This is a genomic window from Nonomuraea sp. GTA35 (assembly GCF_041950525.1).
Lineage (GTDB): Bacteria > Actinomycetota > Actinomycetes > Streptosporangiales > Streptosporangiaceae > Nonomuraea.
In genome coordinates this window covers 207401-232286 of the sequence record NZ_JBGNUV010000014.1, presented here as the reverse complement: position 1 = coordinate 232286, position 24886 = coordinate 207401, and the positions used below count along the sequence as shown (strand labels likewise).

Annotated in this window: 24 protein-coding genes; 6 read left to right on the top strand and 18 right to left on the bottom strand. The window is 68.5% G+C overall.

The genetic code is table 11. The annotated features are described in order from the left end of the window. Positions 1-65: 65 nt before the first annotated feature. The 9 genes from ACBJ32_RS45410 to ACBJ32_RS45370 form a co-directional block, all read right to left on the bottom strand. Positions 66-815 carry an ABC transporter permease gene (locus tag ACBJ32_RS45410; protein ID WP_375132126.1) on the bottom strand — a complete coding sequence of 250 codons (750 nt, stop codon included), beginning with the start codon at positions 813-815 and terminating at the stop codon, positions 66-68. Between the two features lie 49 nt (positions 816-864). Further along, positions 865-1647, bottom strand: coding sequence for an ABC transporter permease (locus ACBJ32_RS45405; protein WP_375132125.1), 783 nt, complete (start codon positions 1645-1647; stop codon positions 865-867). A gap of 8 nt (positions 1648-1655) precedes the next feature. Next, positions 1656-2654: an ATP-binding cassette domain-containing protein gene (locus ACBJ32_RS45400; protein ID WP_375132124.1), complete on the bottom strand. Its 999-nt coding sequence runs from the start codon at positions 2652-2654 to the stop codon at positions 1656-1658. Continuing rightward, positions 2645-4000: a glycosyltransferase family 2 protein gene (locus ACBJ32_RS45395; RefSeq protein WP_375132123.1), complete on the bottom strand. Its 1356-nt coding sequence runs from the start codon at positions 3998-4000 to the stop codon at positions 2645-2647. The genes ACBJ32_RS45400 and ACBJ32_RS45395 overlap by 10 nt, the downstream gene beginning before the upstream one ends. Before the next feature lie 92 nt (positions 4001-4092). Then, complete coding sequence (locus ACBJ32_RS45390; RefSeq protein ID WP_375132122.1) at positions 4093-4278, bottom strand: hypothetical protein; 186 nt, start codon at positions 4276-4278, stop codon at positions 4093-4095. A gap of 110 nt (positions 4279-4388) precedes the next feature. Next, complete coding sequence (locus tag ACBJ32_RS45385) at positions 4389-6305, bottom strand: TOMM precursor leader peptide-binding protein (RefSeq protein WP_375132121.1); 1917 nt, start codon at positions 6303-6305, stop codon at positions 4389-4391. Next, the gene (locus ACBJ32_RS45380; protein ID WP_375132120.1) at positions 6302-8221 is read right to left on the bottom strand and encodes a TOMM precursor leader peptide-binding protein; all 1920 of its coding nucleotides are present in this window, start codon (positions 8219-8221) and stop codon (positions 6302-6304) included. The genes ACBJ32_RS45385 and ACBJ32_RS45380 overlap by 4 nt, the downstream gene beginning before the upstream one ends. A 46-nt stretch (positions 8222-8267) precedes the next feature. Beyond that, entirely contained in the window at positions 8268-9644 is a 1377-nt protein-coding gene (locus tag ACBJ32_RS45375) for a nitroreductase family protein (RefSeq protein ID WP_375132119.1), read from the bottom strand. Positions 9645-9657: 13 nt separating this feature from the next. Beyond that, on the bottom strand, positions 9658-11010 hold the full coding sequence (locus tag ACBJ32_RS45370) for a winged helix-turn-helix domain-containing protein (RefSeq protein ID WP_375132118.1): 1353 nt from the start codon (positions 11008-11010) through the stop codon (positions 9658-9660). Positions 11011-11532: 522 nt separating this feature from the next. Between ACBJ32_RS45370 and ACBJ32_RS45365 the strand changes: the two genes are divergently transcribed. The 4 genes from ACBJ32_RS45365 to ACBJ32_RS45350 all read left to right on the top strand — a co-directional run bounded on the left by ACBJ32_RS45365 (position 11533) and on the right by ACBJ32_RS45350 (position 16908). Beyond that, complete coding sequence (locus ACBJ32_RS45365) at positions 11533-11973, top strand: hypothetical protein (RefSeq protein ID WP_375132117.1); 441 nt, start codon at positions 11533-11535, stop codon at positions 11971-11973. Continuing rightward, positions 11970-12848: a hypothetical protein gene (locus ACBJ32_RS45360; RefSeq protein WP_375132116.1), complete on the top strand. Its 879-nt coding sequence runs from the start codon at positions 11970-11972 to the stop codon at positions 12846-12848. Before ACBJ32_RS45365 ends, ACBJ32_RS45360 begins: the two co-directional genes overlap by 4 nt. A gap of 1 nt (position 12849) precedes the next feature. After that, complete coding sequence (locus tag ACBJ32_RS45355; RefSeq protein ID WP_375132115.1) at positions 12850-16155, top strand: CHAT domain-containing protein; 3306 nt, start codon at positions 12850-12852, stop codon at positions 16153-16155. 480 nt (positions 16156-16635) lie between these two features. Beyond that, positions 16636-16908, top strand: coding sequence for a hypothetical protein (locus ACBJ32_RS45350; RefSeq protein ID WP_357887393.1), 273 nt, complete (start codon positions 16636-16638; stop codon positions 16906-16908). On the opposite strand, the gene ACBJ32_RS45345 is transcribed toward ACBJ32_RS45350, so the two are convergent. From ACBJ32_RS45345 to ACBJ32_RS45320, 6 genes are all read right to left on the bottom strand, one after another. Continuing rightward, on the bottom strand, positions 16898-17278 hold the full coding sequence (locus tag ACBJ32_RS45345) for a hypothetical protein (RefSeq protein WP_375132114.1): 381 nt from the start codon (positions 17276-17278) through the stop codon (positions 16898-16900). The genes ACBJ32_RS45350 and ACBJ32_RS45345 overlap by 11 nt on opposite strands. Then, complete coding sequence (locus ACBJ32_RS45340; protein ID WP_375132113.1) at positions 17278-17760, bottom strand: hypothetical protein; 483 nt, start codon at positions 17758-17760, stop codon at positions 17278-17280. Before ACBJ32_RS45340 ends, ACBJ32_RS45345 begins: the two co-directional genes overlap by 1 nt. 155 nt (positions 17761-17915) lie before the next feature. Continuing rightward, positions 17916-18500 carry a TlpA family protein disulfide reductase gene (locus ACBJ32_RS45335; RefSeq protein ID WP_375132112.1) on the bottom strand — a complete coding sequence of 195 codons (585 nt, stop codon included), beginning with the start codon at positions 18498-18500 and terminating at the stop codon, positions 17916-17918. Next, complete coding sequence (locus ACBJ32_RS45330; protein ID WP_375132111.1) at positions 18497-19018, bottom strand: MauE/DoxX family redox-associated membrane protein; 522 nt, start codon at positions 19016-19018, stop codon at positions 18497-18499. Before ACBJ32_RS45330 ends, ACBJ32_RS45335 begins: the two co-directional genes overlap by 4 nt. 6 nt (positions 19019-19024) lie before the next feature. Then, positions 19025-19309 (bottom strand): hypothetical protein, encoded by a 285-nt coding sequence (locus tag ACBJ32_RS45325; protein WP_375132110.1) that lies wholly within the window; start codon positions 19307-19309, stop codon positions 19025-19027. Between the two features lie 772 nt (positions 19310-20081). Continuing rightward, complete coding sequence (locus ACBJ32_RS45320; protein WP_375132109.1) at positions 20082-20381, bottom strand: hypothetical protein; 300 nt, start codon at positions 20379-20381, stop codon at positions 20082-20084. 200 nt (positions 20382-20581) lie between these two features. Between ACBJ32_RS45320 and ACBJ32_RS45315 the strand changes: the two genes are divergently transcribed. Continuing rightward, entirely contained in the window at positions 20582-21457 is an 876-nt protein-coding gene (locus tag ACBJ32_RS45315; protein ID WP_375132108.1) for an alpha/beta fold hydrolase, read from the top strand. 55 nt (positions 21458-21512) lie between these two features. Here the strand turns inward: ACBJ32_RS45315 and ACBJ32_RS45310 are convergent, their stop codons facing one another. Further along, positions 21513-21776, bottom strand: coding sequence for a hypothetical protein (locus ACBJ32_RS45310; protein ID WP_375132107.1), 264 nt, complete (start codon positions 21774-21776; stop codon positions 21513-21515). A 228-nt stretch (positions 21777-22004) separates the two neighbouring features. On the opposite strand from ACBJ32_RS45310, the gene ACBJ32_RS45305 reads away from it, so the two are divergent. After that, a complete protein-coding gene (locus tag ACBJ32_RS45305) occupies positions 22005-22235 on the top strand; it encodes a YncE family protein (RefSeq protein WP_375132106.1) in 231 nt (76 codons plus the stop codon). A gap of 236 nt (positions 22236-22471) precedes the next feature. On the opposite strand, the gene ACBJ32_RS45300 is transcribed toward ACBJ32_RS45305, so the two are convergent. Continuing rightward, complete coding sequence (locus ACBJ32_RS45300) at positions 22472-23146, bottom strand: SDR family oxidoreductase (protein WP_375132105.1); 675 nt, start codon at positions 23144-23146, stop codon at positions 22472-22474. A gap of 11 nt (positions 23147-23157) precedes the next feature. Then, a complete protein-coding gene (locus tag ACBJ32_RS45295; protein ID WP_375132104.1) occupies positions 23158-24873 on the bottom strand; it encodes an IlvD/Edd family dehydratase in 1716 nt (571 codons plus the stop codon). Positions 24874-24886: the final 13 nt, after the last annotated feature.

The following is a 24886-nucleotide window of genomic DNA, read 5'->3' as shown; positions in this document are numbered from 1 at the left end:
TGAGGTTAGCGAGCGCGGGTATGGCGGCGGTATGTCCGGCTCACCGGGCAGGTTCGCTCACAGGATCAGTGCCCGGTGCTCTCGTACCGTCTCACGCCTGCCCTGAACGTCAGCCCGCCGATCAGCAAGCAGGCCATCGCCACCACCGGCGTCAGCGCGCCCAGCCATCCGTGCGGCCCTCGGTCGAAAAGGTGAGCGGCTGGAAAGAACCCCACGAATGCGACCGGCACGATCGTCAAGACGATGCGCAGGTCGGGTCCGTAGACGCTGATCGGATAGCGGGCAAGGTCACCGAGCGCCTGCGTCGCATAGGCCAAGGCGCTCGATGGGCTCAACAGCCAGAAGGAGGCTGCGCCGGCAGCCAGATTGATGCCCAGCCTGACCAGAATGGCGCTCAAGAAGAGGATCAGCGCCCATATGACCGTAAGAACTGTCCAGTTGGTGTCCACATGGGCCAGGCCGGCAGTCAGCAGGACAACGCCCATCGTGAGGTTACCGAGCCCGTTCATCCCCACGGCGGAACTCATCACCTGAAGGACGACAGGCATCGGCCGCACCAGCAAGTAGTCGAGCTCACCACCGTTGATCATCGAAGCCAAGTGCCATGTTCCCTCGAACAACAGGGAACAGACGCCTTCGGCGCTGATCACCATGGCATAGACGCAGACGACCTCCCATTGCTTCCATCCGGCCAGCACGGGAAGGTGCGAGAACACGGTGAGCAGAAAGATCAAACCGGCAAGCTGGGTGAGGACGGCCGCGGCGGCCAGCAAGATCGCGTCAGTCCTGTACTCGAGGACGGCTCTCAGGTGCACCCCCAAACATCTCCTGTACAGCCACAGCAGCCGGCGCGTCGACCTCATCTCATCCCCCATGAACCGTGATCTGCCGCAGCCCCCGTGACCAGGCCACCCGTCCGATGAGCCACAAGGAGGCGATCCAGACGACCTGCCAGCAGAACAGGAGAGCCGCCTCCCCATCCCTGACCCGGCCGACGAAAATCAGTGCGGGTGTGGAGACCATGCTCGGAAAGGGGGACATCTGGCACAGAGATTGCAACCAGGCCGGATAGAGCTCGACAGGTACCAGCGATCCGGACAGAACCCCGGCGATCCCGGCCCGGGCCCAGCTGACACCCTGGTAGTTCTGCGTCCAGAAGCAGGCGACGCCGGTCAGATAGACGATGCCGAACTTGAGCGGCACCACCGCGCACAGGCTGGCCACGAACAGCAGCCCCTGCCAGCCGGTCGGCATGGGCACCGGGGCGACCACGGAGATCATCATCACGCCGATGGAACCGACCGCCAGGAGTTCCACGCCCAGGAAACCGAGGGTCTCGGCCCAGCGCGCCAGCTGGAAGTCCACCGGCTTGGTCAGGTCGAGCGCGACCATGCCGGAGAGCACCCGGCCTGCCAGCAGCAGGTCGGTGTACCCCGAGACCAAGGCGTTGGCGGCGAATGCCACCAACAGGTATCCCTTCATCTCATGCCAGGTGAAACCCGCGAGCCGGGAGGGGCTTGCCTCACTCAGCAACGCCTGCCAGACCGCCAGCATCGCAACTGCCTGCACGACGGTTCCGAGCAGGATGAGCAGGAAGTTCATCCGATAGACGCGCAGCGATCTCCATGAGTTGCGCGCGAGGCTCACGTACCCCTTCATCGGAGTTCGTAATCGCGTGCGTAGATCCTGCGTACGACGTCCTCGATCCTGGGCTCGTCGATCCACATGTCGACGATGTCCGCCTGCGCGGCCACCGCCTTGGTCACCTGACCGGCCGTGAACATCAGCCGGTCGAAGGTGATCGACAAGTGGCGGGACGAGCCGCCTTGGCTCGCCCTGACGCCCGGCAGCGACCGTACGAGGTCAGGTGGCGCCGCGCCGGCGAGTGCGAAATGAACGGTCCTGTCCGTGGCCAGCAAGTCCTTGATCGTGGCGATGGGCCCGTCGAAGACGATCGAGCCCGCATCGATGATGACGATCCGCTGGCACAAGTCCTCGATGTCGGCGAGGTCGTGGGTGGTGAGCAGGATGGTCGTACCCTGCTCGCACAGGCGCCTCAGCATGGTGCGCACCTGGTCCTTCGTAGTGATGTCCAGACCGATCGTCGGTTCGTCCAGGTAGAGCACGGCCGGATCGTGCAGCAACGCCGCGGCGAGGTCGGCGCGCATCCGCTGCCCGAGAGAGAGCTTGCGTGCCATCACCGGCAGGAGTTCCCCGAGGGCGAATGAGGCATCGAATTTGTCGAGCTGGGCGCGGTAGAGCCGCTCAGGCACGCCGTAGATGTCGCGCAGCAGCTCCAGGGAGTCGCGAACCGGTAAGTCCCACCACAACTGCGAACGCTGTCCGAAGAGCACCCCGATCCTGCGCGCGTTGGCGCGCCGCTGCCGGTGTGGTACGCATCCGGCCACCAGCACCTCACCCGCTGTGGGAACGACGATGCCGCTGAGGAGCTTCACGGTCGTCGACTTCCCGGCCCCGTTCGGCCCGACGTAGGCGACCGCTTCGCCGGCCTCGATTCGCAGATCCACGTCCCTGACCGCGGCATGTTCCTGGTAACGCGGCCGGATCAGGTGCCGCAGGGAACCAGCGAGGCCAGGAGACTTGTCCGCGAGGCGGAACACCTTGGTCAGGCCGTGCGCCTCGATCAGCGCCATCCGGCTTCACCGGTGGCCGTCTCGACTGCCGGCTGGAGTCGCAGCGCCATGGGCCCCGGTTCGTCATCCCCCGCCAGCAGTTCGGTGTGGAAGTGGTTGCCGAGCCCCCGGGCGAGGAAGGCCAGCTTCTCCATGGCGGCCTCACGGCCGTCCGGCTGCGCATCGGCGATGACCAGGAACAAGGTCCCCGCCACCCGGACAGACTCGTCCACGAGGTGGTAGAACTCCGGCCGGCCAAGATGCTGCCAGACATCCACGTTCACCACCGCGTCGAAGCCGGCGTCCTCCAGCGGCATGGCGACGCCGAGAAGATGGAAGTTGGTTGCTGATGGCGGACGGCTGAAGTCGAACGTCACCGTCCCCTCTCCGGTCGGCAGGTTCTCCGTGCCGCTCCCCATCCACACCACGCGTGTCGCGCCAAGGGCTTCGAGCCTGGTGCTGATCCAGGGCAGCACAGGCGCGGTCCGGCCGGCACCGGACTCCGCGATCCGCGTGACCACCTTTCGGTAATGGCCGAGCAGGCGCGCGGTTTCGGCGGCCGGTCCCCATCCGGTGAGTTCCCATTCCAGGTGCGGATGCTTGCGCTGAACCCGGGACAGGTTGTCCGCATAGTCCCTGTACCAATCACCTAGCCGCCGATAGTGCGGCAAATGATGACAGAGGGCCGCATGATCATAGGTGAAAGCCTCCGCATCCCTGTCCAGCTCCACGTAAATCCGGTAGAAAAGTTCAGGATCCTCCCACCCCCACGTGGTGCCGAACGCCTCGTCGAATCCGTCGACCGCCACCACCAGGTGTCGGGGGACCGACACGTTGGCGGCCCAGGCGATCATCCAAGGCACCCGGAGCGCCATCGGGATCTGGGAGTCGCCGCCGGGAAAGCGCGTGTCGTCGCAGAGCGGGTCCACGACATCGTCCACAGACGTCTCGCCGCGCAGGATGGCGGGCAATTGCGGAGGACCCATCTCCAGCCGTCGGCCTACCACGACCCGGGGGCCGTCCGAGTGATGGCCAAGATGACGCTGGAGAAGTTCCGGTGAGGCGTGGGAATCGGCGTCCAGGAACAGAATGACCCGGCCGCGGGCACGCGCGATGCCGTGGTTGCGGACCGCGGACCGGCCTCGCCGCTCAGGCAGCATGATCAGCTGCAGGTCCAGCGGTTTGCCTGCCTCCATGACGGTCTCATAGCCTGGATGGTCGCCGTCCCGAACCACGATCACCTCGAACCGCTCGGGCGCCAGGGTCTGGCGGGTGAGGGAGCGGAGCACGAGTTCAAGACATTCGGGGTCGCGGTGGGTTGGGATGATCACGCTGAGTTCGATGTCGTTGCCGTGTGGTGCCGCCATCGTTGGTTCTCCTATCGCCGGATGCCTCGGGTGGTAGCCGGGCGCGAGCCGCATCTTGTGCGGCTCGCGCCCGGCGGCCTTCGTGCCCTACCTCACGAGCGGCACCGGCAGCTGACGATGCAGCCGCACCCGCAGCAGGTGGTCTGGCAGCCGCCGCAGCCGCCGCCCCTTCCGGCCTGAGCCATGTCGTTCGCCTCCAGGGCAGTGGGTGCCTCGATCACCTGGATGACGTCCAGAGCAAGGTCCGACACGTCGAGCACGGTGGTCGCCATGGTCATGATCTCTTCTCCATTCCCGACTGTTCGTGACCGATGAAGGCCACGAATCATGAAATGACCGTACGAACTACGCTTTCGCTGATCCACTGTGGTTATCGTTGGCTTAACACTCAGGGGAAAGGGTGCGGGTAGGCATTGATTTCGGCTTCGGGCAACGGCTGGCTCCGGTAGCCGAGCCGTACCGGAGCCGTCCGCAACCGTGGCAGCCCGTTGGCGCGCCGGTGACGGTGACCGAAGGTCATCGGCAGCGTTCCGGGAATGATGACCTTGACGCAGTGGAGGTCAGCGGCACGATGCTCGCTTGATGTCTGATCCACCACCAGCACGTCGAGTCCTTCTGCCAGGTAACGGTCCACTACCTGGTCAAGGTCAGTGCGTAGATCGTCGGCAGGCCTGTGCCGGGCATCGAGCGGGAAGGCCTCTGCCATGTGCCGCATGCCCGAGCCCGTGAACAGGAACTCGAGACGCGGCCACGCCAGGGGTGAGGCGTAGGCGATCGCGTGGTCCTCCATCGTCCGGACCAACTCGGGATCAGCCGCCATCTTCTCCGCACGTTCCGGGTCTCTACGCAGTTCCTCCGCCGCCGCCCGGTAGGTGCTCGCCAATTCCGACAACCCACCCCGCAGCGCCTGCTCCGGGTCCATATGCGCGCCCGCGCTGAAGTACGCCTTCGGCACGCCCGGCCGATCTTCCTCGTCGACCAGCGCCACCATCATGGCGGGCAGACCTTCCGGCATCGTGGCGTCGAAGACGTGCAGCCGGCACCCGCTGTCGCTTTCTATCTGGTTCACCAGCAGGCGGTTGACGGGATCGGCCGAGGTACGAGGATCGACACTGGGCAGTGGAAGACGGGCGTACCAAGTGATCAGGAAGGCGTCTCGCTCGGCGACCTCGAAGACGCCGTGCAGGATGGCCTCTGCCAGGCTTCCCCCGAGCGCACAACCGTTGGAGCATTCGAACACGATGTGCTCGCACCCTTCGCCGTAATAGGCGACGCTCGCAGGCACCAACAGGGGCCCTCCACGCGCGAAGGAGTAGGCGTAGACCCAGCCCAGTCGCAGGTCGGACCGGTAGGCGAAATCCGGCGTGCACGGGTCCGCCACCGGCCGGTCCGGCAGTCCCAGCCGCACAGGGTCCAGGGCTCGCTCCGGGCCGAGTTCGTCGAACGAAGCGCGGACACTGACCTTGCGGGAGCGCGGGTTCAGTCCCCCCATCCTCTCCAGCGCTTCCGCTATCGCGACCACCGCGCTGGCGGTGTGGCTCGGTGTTCTCCCGTATCCGTCGGCCGCGGAAGGGAACCCCGGACGGCCGGCGACCGCCTGTGCCACCGCCAAGGGTCCGGCCTCGCCGGACGGCACTCTCGGGATCAGCCCGTACCTGGAGTCGACATAGACGTCCAGGAGCCGTTCATGTTCGGCGACCAGATCGCGAACCCGGTAGGAAGTCCGTGACGGCTTGGGGGAGGGCGGAAGGACCAGCGTCCCGTCCGCGGGCGTGTTGTCGGGAAAGTTGCCGCAGTCCGGGCACAGGGGATCCGGCAGGAAGCGACGCCGCCGTACCGCAAGGGTACGGGTGTCCAGCTCCAGCACTGCCTGAGAGGTACGCGGCGTGGCGCCGTCACGCAGCGCGGCGCATTCCCCGGCGACAAGGGCGGCGATGGCCTCCAGCGTCGAAGCGGTCAACGGCGGCGGGGTCAGGCGGATCGCGCCGGACGACACTGCCTCACACAGGTCGCGCTGCCCTTCGGGCGCGGCGGCGAGAGCGGTCTCCTCGCGACGCCGGCGGCAGGTGTCGCACCCTGGTTCTCCCGGCGTGACGAGCGGGCCGATCGTGACCTGTCCAAGAGCGGCGCGGACCACGAGCACCGGCCGGCCGCGGCGGGCGGCTGAAGCGATGTCCTCCGCAGTGAGGCCGTCGCCGGGTTCGTCCGCGACAACGGTCTCGAGCGGCTCGCCGAGCGTGGCGGCTGCGATGGCCTGGGCCAGGGGGCCGTTGCTTCGAGCGGCCGGCGGCTGAGCTGCAGTCATCGAGCTCTCCTCGGACCGGGGACGACTGCGACCGCCGCCAGGAACGGCAGCACGTCATTGATCTCCTGGCATCTGTCGACGGGTGTCACCAGAACCTGGCAGCCACCCTCCGCCAGGCGCCGCAGCAGGGGTTCCAGGCGTCTGTCCCACTCGTCGTCACCCAGGTCCTGCGGGATCGCCACCTCGGAGATCGGATGGCCGGCGATCGCAGCGACGGCGCCTTCTACCCCGGCTTCCAGCGCGGCGGACACCGTCAACGCGCAACCGCGAACCAGGTGTTCTCCGTTCACGGCCCGTACCGCGATCTCCGCTATCGGTCCAGCACGCAGCCACACCTCCAGCGGAGTCCCCAGCAGCTCGGCGGAATTCAGGAGATTTCGGGTCGCGGTATCAGGTTCATCCGGCTCGATCCTTCGCCAGCCCTTCTCCTCGGGCCGCTCCATCGGTACGGCGGTGCCGGCGTCCAAAGGCAGCCAGTCACCCAGCGGCCGCCGTCCGTGGCATCGCAGTAAAGCCCGCCCGACCGCCTCGTTCCAGGTGAACCCGCCGGCGACCTCCATCGGTTCGTCGCACGCCGGCGGTTCACAGCGCGCAGCGAGTTCGAGTCCCCCGAGCAGCGCGCGCTGACGTGCACGGGCCCGATCCGGGGCGACCGCGACGGCGACCAGCGGTCCAGACGCCAGGGCAGCCGGATCGGCCACCGTCGCAGCCACTGCGGCGAGCGGAACCTGCGTTCGATCAGCCTCGCCCACCTCGATCAGGGGTCCGAACCGCCGGTCCAGCAGGTCCGCTGCGCGCCGGGAGAGCACGTCCGCCGTCACAGCGGGGCGAACCGACAGGCGAGATATCCGGTCCGCCACCGGCGGCAGCTCGGGCGGCGCACAGGCTCGGCAGGACGGATGCGGATGCAGCCGATGCTCCTGCGCGGTCGCGGTCGCCAGATCGATCACTGTGATCCGGGCGGCGGTCTCCTCGGTGTCAACGACGAGCCGGAAATAGCCCATCGCGAGCGTGGCGGCGACCATGCCGATCAGCGGTCCCGACAGATAGGGCTCGGCCGCGTCCGGCCGGTCAGAGAGGTCCAGCGCCGCCCATTCAGCATGATCGCGGGATACGGCACCCCGGGCGCGGCGTACGGCGCATTCCATACAGCCGCCCGCGGTATCAGGCCCGGACGGCCCGACCCAGGCTGCGCCCGCGATCGGCAGAGCGTGCAACGACGGGATGCCGGCGGACCGGGCCGCCCGGGCGATGATCGCTGCTCTGCCCAGCATCGGCCTGTCGCTGCAATGGAGGATGGCATCGTAACCAGCGAACTCCGCCTCGAACCTATGCAGGTCGGAGCCGGAATCCGGCTCCGACACCATCGTCAGCCGCTGGGCAGGATCGTCCTCCCGGCGTTCGGCAAGGATCGTCTGGTAGAGATCCGTCTCGGTGGGGACCTCTGAGGTGGTCCAGACGGCGGGGTGTCGCACCCCGACCCGAAGGATGCTCCGGACCAGGGCGGTCATCGTGTCGCCGGCGCCGACGAGGAGAACCTTGCCGAGGCGGAAGCGCTCGAATCGATGGGCTCCTGAGCCGCCCATGCCCTCGGCGAACGCGATCTCCTTCGCGTAGCGGCGCACTTCCCATGGCTCCAGCTCATGAGGCAGCTCGGTGGCCGCGTCGCGGGCCAGCCCATGGCGGAGCAGTTCCTGCGTCAGCTGTGTCACCACGTGGGCCGGTCGCGGTGGTAGCCCGGCCACGAGCTCGGCGACGCTCCGCGTGCCGTCCAGGAGTGGCGCAAGGCGTTCCAGCAGCGAGTGAAGACCGCCGCCCTGCAACCGCAGGCTATGTGTATGCGTACGCAGGTAGAGCCCGTCCTCCACAGGCACGTACCAGCAGTCGTCGCGCAGCCGTGGTCTCGGATTCGTCATGAGGTTCTCCTGGAAGAGGGGGTTCCGGTCGGCATGCTCGGCTCGGTCACCAGAGCTCCAGCTCCAAGAATCCGGAGCCGGTTCCGGCCGTACCGAGCACGACTTGCACCAGCGAGTTGTGGTCGGACGGCATGGCCAGAAGGGCATCCACGGCGGGGGCGTCGAAGCCCAGGATCGGCCTCGCCCCGAGCCCGACGGGATGCGCGGCCAGGCAGAGGCGCTGGACGATCACACCCGCCAGGAGGTGGAGCACTCGGTACCAGCGAGGCCCGACCGATCTGGCCCCGCCCTCCAATGGCCCTGCCACGAACACGTGAACCGCGCCGATCGGCGTGAGCTCCGTCGGGTCATACATGGCCGCAGCAAGCCGCTCAGGCGCGTCCACGGTGGCGCAAGGCATCAGAATGTGCGTCGCTGGATCGTAGCGATAGGCGCCAGGCTCGAGCCCGGTCACTCTGTTCACCACGCAGTAGAGCGATAGCGCCGCCTCCTCACCGGTCGCGGCCATGACATCCGACGGGATGTCCGCGGCCGCCTGTGCCAGCACCGCGGCGAGTTGGTCCGGCCGGATGGGACAAGGGACGAAGGCGGTTGCCGAGCGCCGGTGAAATGCCTCGGCCAGCACGTCGACCGGGGGCGCATCGGGCAGGGCGACGGCCGCCTGCGTAGGCACAGCGTTCTGGGCCGGCGGGAGGGGGCCGGAGTGCTCGGCGATTCCCGCCAGCTGATGCAGTTCCCGTACCTTCGGATCCGCGAGGCAGGCTAGCTCTTGATCGGCGTGGAGGCGATCGGCCGGGCAGGGCCTTGCCCACGCACGGTTCTCCATCCATCGGGTCCAGTCACGTCCATCGGGCGGCTCGGAAAGGATGGCGTACACAGAGAGCACCGTGGAGTCCAAGCCGAGAGCGCTGTCGATCGCATCCTGGTCGAAGAAGAAGTTCACCGTGTCGCCGGCGGCGTCCAAGGCGAGCAGCTGGCCGGCGAGCGCACCGAGGTCCAGGCAACCCAACCGGTAGCCCACGGGCCCGTACTTCGCCGAGTTCTTCCATACCCGGCACGCAAGCAGGTAGCTGGGTTTCCCGCCGGGCAAGGGCGCTGCGCCGGCCACTTCCACCAGCTCGTGGTGGACGGCATCGTAGTGATACAGCCCGGCCGGCAAGTCCGCCGAGCCAGGCCAGCTCACGTACAGCTCGCTGGGATAGTAGGCGCCGCCGGACGGAACCGCCCGGACCAGATGTGTCGTGCCCCTCCGTTGTGTGGCGTCACCAAAGCCGGTGAGCAGCCGGAAATGGGTTCTATTCGGCGCGCAGCCAAGCAGGTTCCGGCCGAGCGTGGCGATTCCCCCCTCATCGGACGGACCCTTCGGGAGGGAGGGCCAGGGCAGCCGGATTCTGCGTCCGCCGGCGTACCTGATCGAGGTCACCGCAGGCTGCGTACTAGGCCAGTTCATGAGGGCCTCCGATCCACCAGATCGATTCACGCTGCAGCGGACCGGGGTGTGCCAGCATTCGAGGCATCCGGCCGGCGAGCATCCCGAGCTGGGATGCATAGGAGCAGACGGCGCGTCGTTTGGTGCGCCACTCGCTCCCGTCCAGCCGGAGTCGCTGCTCCGTTCCTGCCGCCGCCGCATGGGCCGGCAACGCCTGCCGTAACGGAACCGGCCTGGACCGGCCGGTAGAGGCCGGCGCGTCCGCGTAGAAACCAACCCTGCGCTCCCGGGCTGAGCGCAGGATCTGCCACGTAGCGTCACGCACCCGGTGGCAGCCGGGATCATCTGTCATGCCGGCCGGTGCGATCACCGCCGTTGCGGGAGGTAAGCCGGCAAGGAACTCACGCAGAGTGTCAAGCTCATCACCTGCCCGAGGATCCTCCAGGTGAGGCAGGTGGATCGTGTCGGCATTCAGGATGGCGCATGCCGCGACATCCTCACCGGCTCGTACCCGAGCCGCCTCCGCAGCGCTGGTGAACCCGCACAGCCGGTCCCGGTCCGTCGGCGGCATCTGCTCTTCGGGCATCCCTCCGCACACCGTGACAACAGCGACCGTGCCGGCGTACCGGTGGATCAGGCCTGCCGCCCCAAGCACCGCGTCCGCGAACCGTGGAGAGATCACCACCAAACGCCAGCAGGACTCCGGTTCAGTCTCGTCCTGATTCGGGGCAACAATCCGATAGCCGACACCCCTGACCACCTCCACCCGCACGGCGTCCTTGATCTTCGCGCGAAGCGTGGCGATGTGAACGTCCAACGTGCGTGAGCCGTTGCCATTCAGCGTCGGCCAGACCTCTGAGACGAACTCCTCCCGCTTGACCACCGTTCCGGGCCTGCGTGCCAGGATGGCCAGTACCTCGAATTCCTTGCGGGTCAGTTCCACCGGGGCGGCGCCCACGGACGCCTGGTGCCGGCCGATGTCGACTCGTAACGGTCCCACGTCAAGAATCTCCGGCGTGGCCTGGCGGATCCGGCGCAGCACGGCCTCCAGGCGGGCATGAAGCTCGGCGAAGCTGAACGGCTTGGTGACGTAGTCGTCGGCACCACTGCGCAAGGCCCTGACCCGGTCCTCCTCGGTGCCGTGGGCCGACAGCATCACGATCCCGACCGTGCTCGATCTGCGCAGCTCTCGGCACACGCCAAAACCGTCACCATCCGCGTGCGGGTCCATGACGACCAGATCCCACCCGGAATCCATGGAAGCGGCGGCCGCGGTCTGGACGTGCCGCACCTGGTACCCGACCCGCCGCAGCGCACTGCTCAGCGCCACGGCGAGCCGGGCGTCCTTGTCGATGAGCAATAGCCTCCGCAACCGCCTACTCCTTCGTCGCCGTAGCCCGGTGTAAGCCGCCGAGCAGACGGCTCCGAGCGAACTGGCCCCTCCTGCGTCGGCCAAGTCGCAGCCTTCCGGCGCAAGCTAAAGGGAACCTTGAGGCGATCTAGCACAGGTGCTGATGCTCGCCATAGGCGGGCTTGTCGCTGCGCCTGTAGGGCCTGCTGAAGGGCGTTCAGTGCCTTTCGCAGTGCGAATCTCGTCATACTCAGGAGGCGTGGCCAGTCGTCCCGTTCATGGGGGGCCGGGCTCGGAGAGCGTGGCGGCGACGGCTTCGGTGCCGGGCTGAACCTAGTGCTGTGACCGGAAACGTTCACCGGGTTGGGCGCCGGCTTCTGGCCGCGGTTCCAGTGGTCGGTTGGCCGCTTCAAGCGCCGGGTTCAGCGAAACCGTGGGGTCGTGGAAGACCATCGCCGGCGATAAGCCGCCCCAGGACGTCCTCGCCTTCATCACCCTGGGCGGTCGGTAACGCTGTGGCAGGAATTGCCGATGCTTGACGCGAAGGAAGCCATTCGACGCGCCTGGCTCCGGGGGAGATCGTCAATGTCGGTGCGGATGTCGCGAAAGATCGCCGCCTTCTGCCGGGAGCTCGCGGATGGTTCCTTGGAGACACTGGCGGAGCAGGAAGGTCACGGGGAGACGTTCCGGCGGGTCCGGGACGGTCTCAGGTCCGATCTGCCGTCCGACATCCTGGAAACCGATCTCGACGCGTTGAACTTGATGTGCGAACGCGTCCTCGGGCAGGGTTTCCTTCCCGCCGACACTCGCGTGGCGCGATTGCCGGGGCATGAGGCGGCCACTGGCGCCCGCCTGTGGAACTGCCCCGGCGGCCGCTGTTCCGGCCGTGGCCGGGTCCGCCCCCACCAGGCGCCGCCGATCTGCTCGATCAGCGAGCTGCCCCTGGTCGACACGCCGCTGCCAACGACATGACCGGCTTTCTGAGCGAGCTCGGCAAGAAGCTCGCCGAGCGATGGGTCGCACTCCTCGCGCTCCCCGGCCTTCTCTACGTCGCTGCTGCCCTCGCGGCGACGGCACTCGGCTGGCCCCACGCCCTCGACGTCGCCGAACTCGGTCGCCGGATAGAGATGTGGGCGAGAGAGCCGGCACTCGGTTCGGTCGGTGGCAGCGTCCTCGTCGTAGGGACGATATTGATGGGCTCGGTGGCGGCGGGCCTGGCTGCCGTGGCGCTGGGCCGGCTCACCGAAATCCTGTGGGAGCTTCCCGGGCGGCAACGGCCCGCTCGTTGGCTGGCTGACATGCGGCGAAGGCGTTCCATCCGGGCCAAGCAGGCGGCCGACAGCGCGCAGACCGCGGAGGAGATCGCTCGGGCCGTCGCTCGCGCCGACCGGCTCTGCCTGGTCGAGGCTGACCGTCCGACCTGGATAGGCGACCGGCTGCGGGCCTGCCGGATCCGTGTCGAACGCTCCTATGGCCTGAACCTCGACGTCGTCTGGCCCCGCCTGTGGCTGACCCTTCCCGATCAGGTCCGCGCCGAGCTGACCACCGCACGGGATGCGTACGGGCGTGCCGCCCGCCTCTTCGGCTGGGCCGTCCTGTACCTGGTGCTGGCCTTGTGGTGGTGGCCTGCCGTACTGATCGCCGCGGGGACGGCCTGCACGGCCTGGAGCTCCGCCCGTACGGCGACGACGGTCCTTACCGAGCTCATCGAGGGCGCGGTCGATCTGTACGGCCCACCGATGCTCGCGCAGCTCCAGGACGTGTCACTTACTCGGGAACAGGGCGCCGCGCTGACGTCCCGGCTGCGCCGCAGCAGATGGGATCCTGACTCTCCCTTGGGGGAATGACATGAGCTTTCGGGAGCGCGGCCGTCTTCTCAAGGTGATCGGTCGCCGGGTCGAGCTGGTGGGGGAACACCAGAGCCCTTCGTCCGTTCAGGGAGAAACCGCGCTCGCTCAGGCCCAGCGGCTCAGGGCGCTGCTCACCGACAGTCCCCGCGATCAGCAGGCCCGGTTCCTGCTCGGCTGGTTCCACTTCTTCCGGTTCATGGCCTCCGTCGGAGAGTCCGAAAGCGATATGGCGCTGGCGATGCAGCTTTTCGTCCGCTGCTACCGGGACGGCGTCGAGCTCGCGAGGCTTCCGCAGATGGCGCTGCCGTCCATCGCTCAGCGGGTCGACCCCGACCTGCAGGATGCCGCCCTGTGGGAGGAATTTCTGGCCGCGCTCGACATCGATCAACCCGGCTGGGCCGGGCTGGCGGTCAACACCGGGCTCGCCTTGGTCTTCCGGCCTGAGAGCCAGGGCTCTCAGGCCGATCTTGACCGAGCTGTCGAGTTGTACATCGACGCCCTGAACGCCGACCTCGACCCCGAGGACGTCCGCGGAACGTTCGCCAACCTCGGCCACGCGCTCGTCATGCGCTCGCAGATACGCGAGTCGACCGAGGACCTCACCAGCGCGATCAGCGCCATGAACAGTGCCCTAGACCTGACCCCGGCCGGAGATCCGGAACACCCGGAGATGCTCAACAGAATGGCCGGTGCCCTCACCGAGCGCTTCATCCAGACCGGCGACAGCGAAGATCTCGTCCAGGCGATCGGCCTCTACCGCCGCGTCACCGCCGCCGTTCCTGGTCAGCCCACCTATCTCGCCGAGTTCGGTACGGCGCTGCGCATCAGCTTTGTCGAGGTGGATGGTGACTTCGACGACCTTCAGGAGGGCATCGGCCTGCTCCGACAGGCAGTGCGGCTCTGCGCGCCTGACGATCGTCAGCGCTACAAGTGGCAGTTCAGCCTGGGCACGGCGTTGCGGGTCCGAGGTGAGCGCACCGCCTCACTCGAAGACCTCGACGAAGCAGTCATCTTCCACCATGCCGCGTTACGCGAGCTGTCCGAGGGTAACCCCGATCGCGCCGCCATCTTGAACGGCAGCGGCCTCGCCTACCTTGTCCGCTACCGGATCGGTTCAGCGCTGGAGGACATCGACGAGGCGATCAAAGTGCTCCGCCTGTCCGCCGAGATCACCCCGAGCACGGGAACCATGTCCAACCTCGGCACCGCGCTTCGTGCCAGATTCGAGCGGACCGGGAATCCCACGGACCTCGACGCGGCCATCGACACTGGGCGGCGCGCGGTCGCCGCCGACCCTGGGGTGCACGCCGCATCCCACGCGAATCTGGCCGTCGCCCTCATGCTTCGCTACCGCCGTACCGGCTCCCGCGATGACCTGGACGAGGCCATCGGCACTGGGCGCCTGGCTGTCACCCACACCCCCGCCGGCCATTCCGAACGGTCCGGCCGCCTGTCCAACCTCGGCCTCGCCCTTCAAGCGCGATCCGAGCTGTCTTACTCCTCCTCCGACCTGGATGCGGCGATCTCCTACCACCGCGAGGCAGCTGCCGCCCTCACGGCGAACGAGCCGCAGCATGCCGTGATGCTGGTGAACCTCGCCGGCGCTCTCCACGACCGGCATGAGCTGACCGGCTCGGCCACCGACCACGACGAAGCCCTGCAACGGTTCGAAGAGGCCGCCTACGCCGCGGCAGCGCAGCCCACGATCCGCCTCCGCGCCTGCCGCGCGGGCGCCGACCTGGCTGCTGATCAGCATCCGTCCCTTGCCGCCGCCCTGCTGGAGACCGGGGTACGGCTGCTGCCGCGGGTCGCTCCGCGCCGCCTGTCCCGTAGCGACCAGCAGCACTCTCTCGGCCAGCACAGCGGCCTGGCTGCCGATGCGGCCGCTTTGGCCCTTACAGACCCCTCTCGACCGGAGACCGAGCGTCCCGCACGGGCCTTGAGCCTTCTCGAGGCCGGTCGCGCCGTTCTCTACAGCCAGGCACTGGAGACACGGACCGACCTCAGCGAACTCGCCGAGCGGCATCCGGACCTGGCCCGGCGCTTCACCGAACTGCGCGACCTGCTCGACGCGCCCGACCCCGGACCGCACACCCCACCGGCCCGCACTTGGAACGAGCTGCTCGCGGAGATCCGAGCCCTGCCCGGGTTCGCCGGCTTCGCCCGGCCCCCATCTCCGGCCGAACTCGCCGCACATGCCTCTCACGGGGCGATCGTGGTCATCAACATCAGCGACTACCGCAGCGATGCGCTCATCGTCACCACGGCGGGAGTGACCCACCTGCCGCTGCCTGCCCTCACTCAGGGCACGCTCCTCGCCCAGGCTGATGCCTTCCACGGCGCGCTCGACACCGCAGATCTGTCACTCGCCGAGATCGCGACCGCCCATGCGCGCATCCGTGAAGTCCTCGCCTGGCTGTGGGATCAAGCCGCCGGCCCTGTGCTGGAGGCACTCGGCCACAGCGCCCCCTCCGATGAGCCTCCCAGGGTCTGGTGGATGCCGGGAGGACTGCTCAGCTTCCTCCCCCTGCACGCCGCGGGCCACCACACCAACCCGCCCGACCCGCGCTCCAGGACTGTTCCCGACCGCGTCGTGTCGTCCTACACGCCGACCATCGCGGCGCTCAGCCACGCTCGCCGTTCCCTTTCCCGAACTCCCGTGACCGCCCCTCCTGACCGTGCCGTGATAGTGGCGATGCCCACCACGCCTGGCCACCCCGGGGACCTCCCCCAAGTGCCAGTCGAAGCCGCTTTGGTCGCCCGCAAACTCCCCGGCTCGATCATCCTCACCGAACCTGACCCCCGCAGCCCTCAACCCCATGACGCCGCGATCCCGACCCGAGACGTGGTGCTCAACCTCCTCACCACCCACTCCATCGCCCACTTCGCCTGCCACGGAACCAACTCACCAGACGATCCCTCTGACAGCCGCCTGCTTCTGCACGATCACCGGACCGCTCCACTGACAGTCGCTGCCCTGACCTCGATCCGGTTGGAGCACGCCCGGCTGGCTTACCTGTCGGCCTGCGAGACCGCAGTGTCCTACTCTCTAATCGACGAGGTGATCCACCTCGCCTCCGCCTTCCAGTTGGCCGGTTACCCCCACGTGATCGGCACTCTCTGGCCCATCGATGATTCCCGTGCCGTCCAATTGGCCGAAGTCTTCTATGCTGCCCTGACAACAGGCGGCCACCCCGCCTTCGAACGCTCCGCTCATGCGTTGTATCAAGCCACGCAAGCCCTCCGCGCCCGCTCCCCGCTCACCCCAGCGCACTGGGCGTCTCACCTGCACACCGGCGCATGAACTGATGCTGGACGGGACATGGGGCGGGCCGAGCGCCCAAGGTCATCCCGGTGCCCCGCAACAAGGATCTCCGCTGGGGCGGCCGACCACTGGCACTCCCAGCCAGAAAGTGCGCACCCAACCCCCGGTGAACGTTTCCGGTCGCAACACTAGGTGCCGAGGGTGCCCAGGTTCCGGTGGAGCCGATTCCCCGGCCTGCCCGGCACGAGTACGTTAGGTGTGACTTCGTTTTCCGTCTCGCTTTTGGAGGCCGGCTTGATTTGGTCGCGCCACGTCATGGTGGCTGCAATTCTGCTGGCGTCCGCCGCCTGCACGAATGAGGCCACTCCCGCCCAGGGCAGGCCCCATCAGGCGTCCGGAAATCCGGCCACGACGAGGCCGTGCAAGTTCCAGGTCGTCAAGGACCAGCCACCTTCTTGGGCACGAACCGGTTTCACGCCTGGCGCGGAAATACACTATGCCGCCAGCAGGCGTGGCGACATGGTCGCCGTCCTCTTCGGTTATCCGCTCTACAGCCCGCCGAAACCGGACCGGGGCAACAAAATCCTGTGGCGTTCGAAAGCGCCGCTGGTTCCTTCCGACCCGTTGCGGATCGAGGCCCGGCTGAACGGTACCGGCACGCCGACGCGGATCACCGTCCAGGGCGGCCCCGGGCCCTCGTCCGTCGACCTGCCCAGCCCCGGCTGCTGGCGCCTGGACCTGGCGTGGAGCTCCCATACGGACTCCATCGACCTGGAGTACGTCAGTCGATGACCGGCTCCCCTGCCATCGCGTCGAACAGCACCGTCCGCCAGTCCCCGACGTTGGCGAAGATGGCGCCGCGGGTCCGCACGCCGAACCGGCGGGTGACGCGGGCGGCCTTGATGTGCGCCGGGATGGTGCCCATCTGGTAGACCTGGTCGAGGTTGTGGAAGAGGGTGACGCTCAGCACCCGCCGTGCCGCGACGTCCGTACGGGTGGCGATGAAGACGAGCCCTTCGAGCCGCGGCGTGATGCGCGCCGAGATCCAGGCGTGCGCGATGCGGAACGCGAGCAGCCGCCACAGCCCGCCGCAGTCGAACCTGGTCACCACGACGACGCCGCCGTCCGGATCCGGGGTGCAGCGCGAGGCGGCTCCGGCCACTACACGATCTGGAGCAAACCCAGGCATATCAGCACTACTCCACTCAGAACCCGAACAGTACGGATGAACACGCGCTCGCCACCCATGAACGCCCGGCCGGGAACGTGGTTGAGCGCCGTCCCGATCGCCGTCCCCAGCACCGAGGCGGCCACCATCCCGACCAGGAAGACCGGAGCCGCCGCGGGGTTGAGCAGCACGGTGGCGACCAGGGCGCCCCAGATGAGCGACGTGGTCTTCTGCGTGGTGAACAGCAGGCCGAGGTCGACCCCCCAGAGCAGGCCGCGCCAGCCGGGTTCGAGCGCCCGCGCGTAGTCCTGGGGCACCTGCCGCATCACATGCGGGGTGCGGTTCAGGACGTCGGCAACCCCCACGCCGACGAGCAGAGCGCCTGCCGCCACCTCGCGCCACCGGAGCGGGAACGCGCTCCCCAGACCCTCGGCGACGACGGCCGCCAGCAGGGCGATGACCGCTCCGCCCGCCACGAGCCCCAGGGAGTAGCCCGCGATGAAGCGGCGTGCTGCGCCAGGCGACCGCCTGGACAATGGACCGGCGACGCCGACCATCGAACGGCCTCAAGGGCTCCAGTACTGCAGGACGAAGCCGGCCGAAGCCAGGGCCACGATCACGGGAACGTTCATCAGACGAGATCCTTGCCCGGCAGGACGCTCACGCCGTCCGCGGCGTCGGAAGTGTCGCCGAGGGAGCCGATCCAGCTCGACAGGGCGTTGAAGGAGCTGAACACCACAGCGGACCGCACGACCCCCTCGGGCGAGAGCGCCACCGCCGCCGGGCTCATACCGACGCCGAGCGCCGCCATGCTGAACCGGCCCGAGACGTCCACGTAGCCGGGCAGGCCGGCCAGCCCGTAGCGCGCCACGAACTCCCTGCCCGACTCGGCCGACGCGCACGACACCACGATGCCGACCAGGTCCACTCCCGCCGAGGCGAAGAAGCCCCGCGCCTTCGGAGCCAGCTCCTGGCACGCCCCGCAGGTCGTGCTGAACACCAGGAGCACGCCAGGCGGCCGGGCGAGCCCGTCGGGGAAATCGATGACCGTCGCGCCGAGCTTGGCCTCCGGCAACGGCTGGACGGACTCGGGGCGCCCCGCCTGGCCCACAGGCGCCTGGGCGACCCGCGCGTTGAGCTCACCCAACATCGCGAACAGGATCACGACCGCCAGGGTGAGCAGAGCGAGCAGGGTGACAATCAGTGCGGTGATCATGTTTCGGTCCGTTCGCGCGCGATGGTTCCTCTGACGAAGACGGTCAGGTATCGCCGGTTCGCCCAGACGGGGACGGCCACCGCCACGTTCAGGGCGAGCAGTTGGACGGCCTGGTCGTGCTCGGTCTCGCGCAGCGCCGGCACCAGTGCCCAGGCCAGGACCGCGGCGCCGGCCAGCACGTTCCAGCCGCCGAACGACCGGGAGCCGCTCCGGCCGAAGCAGCCGCAGGGCAGCGAGCTCGCCCGCAGCCGCCCCACGACCCCCACCAGCGCGAACCCCGCTCCCAGCAGGGCAGCGGCCGGCAAGGTCAGCGGGTGCTCCTGGGCGAATACGGCCAGCGCCGCCAGCGCGATCTCCACGACGGCGACCGCTCTGATCAGGACGACGGGCGGCTGCCGCGAGCCGGTCAGCTCACCGAGGGCCGCGGCCAGGCCGCGCGGGCTGACCATCTTGCCGGCCCCCGAGGTGAGCAGGGTCGCTGCGAGCAGTGCGCTGAGGATGACGGGCAGTACGCCCATGGCCGGCTACGACGGGAGCCCGGCCGCGGTCAGCCCCTCGGCCGCGGTCACCATGCGGAGGTGGATCACCTGGTCCTCCCCGTAGACGGCGACGGGCGCGGTCGAGTAGCGGCCACCCTTGTCCCCGACCAGTTGAATGGTCGAATCGACCTTGATCTGTTTGGTGCGGAAATGAATGGCGATGACGCCGACGGGCTTCTCGTTCTCGATGCGGGAACAGACCGCAACGTTCACCGCGCCCTCGTTCTCGAAGATGTACGCGTAGCCGTGGTTTGTCGGGGTGATCGACATTTCGGGCCTCCGGGTCGTCCGTCCGTTGCTCAGGGATAGCAGCTGATGGAGGCCCTGCCGGGGGCCTCACAGCATCGGCAGAAGGACGCTCCCGAGTAGCAGCCCCAGATGTAGGTCGCGTTGTTCGAGCAGGTGCTGTAAGGGAATGTCGGGCAGTAGAGCAACTGGCAGCAGAGGTATTCGCAGATGGCCTGCGCCGAGGCGGGCCGTGCCTGAGTGGCGACGGACGTGGCGGCGGCCAGGGCGCTGGCGCCCACGGCCCGGGTGAAGAAGCGTCGAGATAACCGGCGTTTGCGCTGCGGGGGCTCATGAACTGCCACGGCCACTCCATCACAATCGATCGATTCGATTTGATCTTTAATGGAGAGTACAACATCATTCACATACCGACAAGAAGATTCTTTCGCGTGGCCGGTCGACGCGACGTCGATCTACGAGTGCGTCAGGGCAATTATGCCGGGCACAAAACACCTGCAGAAGTTCCCCCTTTTCTGTGTTGAATCACTTGCAGGCGGGATGTTGTGATTGAAGGTGAAGACGTTGTTCCGGTCGTACCGATTCCTCGGCCGGCAGGCGGCATGCTGGAGGCCGAGCGGCTGCGGGCCCGACAGCGGCACTGTCCGGGACGGCGCCGTCGGACATCCCCACCCACCACCTGGCCGGCAGGCGGGCACGCGGGCCGCAACACCGTCGCCGGCACCTGCCCAGGGTTCCTGTCACACCCGGCCCTCCGCGACCTCACGTTCAAGCCGGCACTGAGCGCAGGTGCGGATCAGCGAGCGGGCAACGTCCATTTCCCGCCTTCGCAGGCGGGCGGGCCGAAGGTGAAACGGCGCCCACTGGCCGTCTCGGCCACGATCATGTCCTCGGCTCCGTTACGCAGGCAGCCTCCCGACACGACTGGGATCTGGACGGATTCCCCTGGGGCGAGTTGCCGGTCATGAATCGTGTCACCGAGCCATTTCACCGTCACGATTTCACCGGTACGGTTCTCGACGTCCACCCACCGGCTGACGCGTGGCCGGCAGGCGGCGAGGGCGAGAATCACCGCCAGCCAGATGATCCTTTTCACGAAACCCCTTGGCCGCTGGACTGTTCGTAGTCAGGTGAGCATGTGCCCGGCGCCCGGCTCGGCGCCACCGTCCGCCGGCACGCGCGGGTCATTGCGGCGATGTAGCGCAGTAGCAGTTCTGTCGGTTGCGGCACGCTGTTCTCGGCCGGGCCATCGGTAAATGTCGGCGTTCGGCAGCAGGTAGCCGCTACCGTGCCTCCATGTTGAATGCGCACGAGCGATTCGTGCCCTCCGGGCCGCTGCGGATTTGGACGGAGCGGGTCGGGGATCCTGGGCTTCCCGCCGTTCTGATGGTCATGGGGTCGGCTGCTCAGGGTGTCAGCTGCCCCGATGCGCTGGTCGGCCGGCTTGCCGGGCGTGGGGTTCAGGTGATCCGGTTCGATCATCGGGACACCGGCCGGTCCAGCGTTGTCGACTTCGAGGCTCATCCGTACACGATCGGGGACATGGCCCGCGACTGCCTGGCTGTGCTGGACGGTTATGAGCTGGGCTCCGCTCATGTGGCTGGGACCTCCCTGGGCGGCATGATCGCGCAGTGGCTGGGGGTGCATGCGCCGGACCGGGTCCGGTCGTTGACGGTGATGTCCAGCTCGCCGATGGGTCATGATCCGAGCCCGGCGTGGGCACGGGCGCGGGCCGGGGAGCCGGCCGAACCGGATGATCTGCCGCCGCCTTCGCCGGCGTTTCTCGCGCATCTGGCCGCCGGGCTGCCGCCGGGTGTGGAGTCCGACGTGGCCTTGTTCCGGGTCTTCAACGGGCCGGTTCGGCCGTTCGACGAGCCGGCTGCCCGGGCGATGCTGGAGCTGGCGCTGTCGCGGGCCACCGACCCGGCGGCCGCGGCCAACCATCACCGGGCCGCGTGGATGGACGCTCCTGACCTGCTCGCCCCGCTGTCGTCGATCACCGCGCCGACCTCGATCGTGCACGGCGACCAGGATCCGGTCTATCCGCTCGGTCACGGCGAGGCCCTGGCTGCCGCGATTCCGGGCGCGGTACTGCACGTCGTGCCCGGGATGGGCCATGTCATGACGTCACCCGGCCTGCCCGAGCAGGTCGCCGACCTGATCCGGCTGTGACCCGCATGGCGTCCCTTCGCGACCGCGAAGGGACGCCATGAGCCGGGAGCCTGGCTCAGTACCGCTCATCCACGGAGAACCCCCAAGAACCGCGAGCCGGAGGGTTGGCCGTGTAGAAGTAGCACGGCCCCGGCGTGGTCCACGACGACTTGTACTTGGGCCGCTCCCGCTCGCAGGCGGCCTTCGTCGGGAACATCCCGACGAAATAGTCCGCGTGCGCCGGTCCGGCCAGGGTGACCGCACCGATCGCCGCCGTCGCGACCGCGAGGCCGACCACTCCGGTGCGGCGCAGACCTGGCCGACGGATGACCATCATCATGTGACTCCCTTGGGTCGGGGTTTTTGCGGAAAGCCAAGCATCCGGCGGTACACAGCCGGGATATCCGGGCCATGTTCCGAGAATGTGACGCAGGTATGCCGGCCGCAGCGGCTGCACACGGGTGCTCGGGGGCCGACCACCAGCAGGACCCTGAAATGCGGATCACGCATTGCCGGATAGTCGTCATCTCTGGAGCCCATCGGCCGCCACGCCCCCGGCCGGCTCACCGTGTTCGACGCCCGCGACCACCGGCCGCTCGGCGACGTCGAGGTCGGCCGCTTCCCGCTGACGGTCACTTCGTCACCCGACGGCCGGCTCGGCTACGGCTCATGCGTGTCCTCCTCCACCGTGGACGTCGTGGACCTGGAGGAGATGCGTCGGCTGGAGCGCCTGGAGATCCCCAAGCGCGGCGAGCCGCGTGCGCACGGCCTGGCCTACATCCCCCGGCAGAGGCAGTGAGCACCAACGGGCGACGGCATCCTGTGCCTGAGGAATCCGCTCACCGGGCCGACCGGGTCGCCGGCACCGCGACGGCGCGGCGGCAGCAGGCGATCGGCGACATGGCCGCCGCACTGGCCTCGGCCGCCGAGACCCGCCCAGGTGGTCCTGGCCGGCCACCCGACCGGCACGCTGGAACTTGCGCGGACGCGGCATCGAGACGCCGCGCAACCGCGTCGAGGTCCGCGGCGCGGCCGTCAGTAGGTGGCGCGTCCGCCGCTGATGTCGTAGACGGCGCCGGTGGAGAAGCTGACCTTGTCGGAGGCCAGCCAAGCGATGAGCTCGGCGACTTCTTCCGCCTTCCCGACGCGGCGCATGGGGATGAGGCTGGTGATGTGGGCGAGGGCCTCGGGCCCGGTGTCGGCGTTCATCGGGGTCTCGATCACGGCGGGGGCGATGGCGTTGACCAGCACGCCGCTGGTCGCCAGTTCCTTGCCGAGAGATTTGGTGAGCGCGATGACGGCGGCCTTGGAGGCGGAGTACGGCGCCATGTTCGGGTTGCCGTCCTTTCCGGCCATGCTGGCGAGGTTGACGATGCGGCCCCAGCCGCGTTCGCGCATGCCGGGCACGAACGCGCGGCAGGTGTGGAAGGTGCCGTCGACGTTGACGTCGAAGGTGCGCCGCCAGCCATCCAGCGGGATCTCCCACAGCGGGGCGTTCGGGCCGACGATCCCGGCGGAGTTGACCAGGATGTCCACCGGGCCCACCTGTTCGGCGGCGGCCTGGACGGCGGCGGCGTCGGTGACGTCCACGACCAGGTCGGCGCCGTCGGCCACGTCCAGAGTGATCACCCTGACGCCGTCTGCTTCGAGGCGGATGGCGGCGGCCTTACCCAGGCCGCTGACGCCGCCGGTGATGAGCGCGGTGCGCATGAGGGGTCCTTTCAGTGGGATTCGCGCGGCACGTGGTCGCCGCTGGAGCCGATGAGGAAGTCGAGGTCGGCGCCGGTGTCGGCCTGCCGCACGGTCTCGACGTAGAGGCGCTGCCAGCCGCGGGAGGGACGGGCGAACGCTGCCGCCATCTCCGGGGACGGCCGGCGGGCGGCAAGTTCTTCGGCGGGGAGGCCGACGTCGAGGCGGCGGTTCTCGACGTCCAGGATCACCATGTCGCCGGTGCGCACCAGCCCAAGGGGTCCGCCCGCTGCGGCTTCGGGGGCGACGTGCAGGACGACGGTGCCGTAGGCGGTGCCGCTCATCCGCCCGTCGCAGATGCGCACCATGTCGCGCACGCCCTGGGCGAGCAGCTTGGGCGGCAGCGGCAGGTTGGACACCTCAGGCATGCCGGGGTAGCCCTTGGGGCCGCAGCCACGCAGGATCAGCACCGAGTCGGCGGTGACCTCCAGGTCTGGGTCGTCGAGGCGGGCGTGCAGGTCCTCGACGGAGTCGAACACGACGGCGGGCCCGCGATGCCGGAGCAGGTGGGGCGAGGCGGCAGCGGGTTTGATCACGGCCCCGTCGGGGGCGAGGTTGCCGTACAGGATCGCGATCCCGGCGTCGTCCTGGAGAGGCTCGTCCCGAGGCCGGATGACCTCACGGTCGTGGATTTTCGCGTCGGCGAGGTGATCGACCAGGGGGCGGCCGGTGACGGTGATGGCGTCGGGGTCGAGCAGGTCGCCGATCTCGTTGAGGACGGCGTGCAGGCCACCGGCCCGGTAGAGGTCGTCCATCAGGTGGCGGCCGGCGGGCTGCAGGTCCACCAGCAAGGGGACGCCGGAGCCGGTGCGGTCGAAGTCGTCCTGGGCCAGCTCGACGCCGAGCCGCCCGGCGATGGCCAGCAGGTGCAGGACGGCGTTGGTGGAGCCGCCGAGCGCGGCCAGGGCGACGATGGCGTTGAGGAACGAGCCGCGCGTCATGACGGTCGAGGGGCGACGCTCGCTGGAGATCATCTCGATGATCAGGCGGCCGGTCTCGTGAGCGCCTTCGAGCAGGCGGCTGTCGGGGGCGGGGGTGCCGGCCAGGCCGGGCAGGGTCATGCCGAGCACTTCGGCGAGCAGGCCCATGGTGGAGGCGGTGCCCATCGTGTTGCAGTGGCCCTTGCTGCGGATCATCGACGACTCCGAGCGCAGGAACTCGGCCGCGCTCAGCGTCCCGGCGCGCACTTCCTCGCTCAGCTTCCACACGTCGGTCCCGCAGCCGAGCGCGGCGCCGCGGAAGGTTCCGGTGATCATCGGCCCACCCGGAACGACGACCGCGGGCAGATCGACCGAGGCGGCGGCCATGAGCAGCGCGGGAATGGTCTTGTCGCAGCCGCCGAGCAGGACCACGCCGTCGATCGGGTTGGCCCGCAGCATCTCCTCGATGGCCATCGCGGCCAGGTTGCGCCAGAGCATCGCGGTGGGGCGGACGTTCGTCTCGCCGAGAGAGACCACCGGCAGGTTCAGCGGGACGCCGCCCGCCTCCCACACGCCGCGCTTGACGTGCTCGGCCACCTCGTCGAGGTGCATGTTGCAGGGAGCGAGGTCGGAGGCGGTGTTCGCGATCGCGATGTGCGGCTGGCCGTCGAAGGCGCCGGACGGCAGCCCGCGCCGCATCCACGCGCGATGGATGTAGGCGTTGCGGTCGCTGCCCGCGTACCACTGAGCGCTCCGGCTCCGCGCCATGAGCCCACCAATC

What these genes read in the sequence shown, in the direction of transcription:
- ACBJ32_RS45400 (WP_375132124.1), bottom strand. Translation starts at nt 2,654, where the DNA reads ATGGCGCTGATCGAGGCGCACGGCCTGACCAAGGTGTTCCGCCTCGCG.
- ACBJ32_RS45395 (WP_375132123.1), bottom strand. Translation starts at nt 4,000, where the DNA reads ATGGCGGCACCACACGGCAACGACATCGAACTCAGCGTGATCATCCCA.
- ACBJ32_RS45390 (WP_375132122.1), bottom strand. Translation starts at nt 4,278, where the DNA reads ATGACCATGGCGACCACCGTGCTCGACGTGTCGGACCTTGCTCTGGAC.
- ACBJ32_RS45385 (WP_375132121.1), bottom strand. Translation starts at nt 6,305, where the DNA reads ATGACTGCAGCTCAGCCGCCGGCCGCTCGAAGCAACGGCCCCCTGGCC.
- ACBJ32_RS45380 (WP_375132120.1), bottom strand. Translation starts at nt 8,221, where the DNA reads ATGACGAATCCGAGACCACGGCTGCGCGACGACTGCTGGTACGTGCCT.
- ACBJ32_RS45365 (WP_375132117.1), top strand. Translation starts at nt 11,533, where the DNA reads ATGCTTGACGCGAAGGAAGCCATTCGACGCGCCTGGCTCCGGGGGAGA.
- ACBJ32_RS45360 (WP_375132116.1), top strand. Translation starts at nt 11,970, where the DNA reads ATGACCGGCTTTCTGAGCGAGCTCGGCAAGAAGCTCGCCGAGCGATGG.
- ACBJ32_RS45355 (WP_375132115.1), top strand. Translation starts at nt 12,850, where the DNA reads ATGAGCTTTCGGGAGCGCGGCCGTCTTCTCAAGGTGATCGGTCGCCGG.
- ACBJ32_RS45350 (WP_357887393.1), top strand. Translation starts at nt 16,636, where the DNA reads ATGGTCGCCGTCCTCTTCGGTTATCCGCTCTACAGCCCGCCGAAACCG.
- ACBJ32_RS45335 (WP_375132112.1), bottom strand. Translation starts at nt 18,500, where the DNA reads ATGATCACCGCACTGATTGTCACCCTGCTCGCTCTGCTCACCCTGGCG.
- ACBJ32_RS45330 (WP_375132111.1), bottom strand. Translation starts at nt 19,018, where the DNA reads ATGGGCGTACTGCCCGTCATCCTCAGCGCACTGCTCGCAGCGACCCTG.
- ACBJ32_RS45325 (WP_375132110.1), bottom strand. Translation starts at nt 19,309, where the DNA reads ATGTCGATCACCCCGACAAACCACGGCTACGCGTACATCTTCGAGAAC.
- ACBJ32_RS45315 (WP_375132108.1), top strand. Translation starts at nt 20,582, where the DNA reads ATGTTGAATGCGCACGAGCGATTCGTGCCCTCCGGGCCGCTGCGGATT.
- ACBJ32_RS45310 (WP_375132107.1), bottom strand. Translation starts at nt 21,776, where the DNA reads ATGATGATGGTCATCCGTCGGCCAGGTCTGCGCCGCACCGGAGTGGTC.
- ACBJ32_RS45300 (WP_375132105.1), bottom strand. Translation starts at nt 23,146, where the DNA reads ATGCGCACCGCGCTCATCACCGGCGGCGTCAGCGGCCTGGGTAAGGCC.
- ACBJ32_RS45295 (WP_375132104.1), bottom strand. Translation starts at nt 24,873, where the DNA reads ATGGCGCGGAGCCGGAGCGCTCAGTGGTACGCGGGCAGCGACCGCAAC.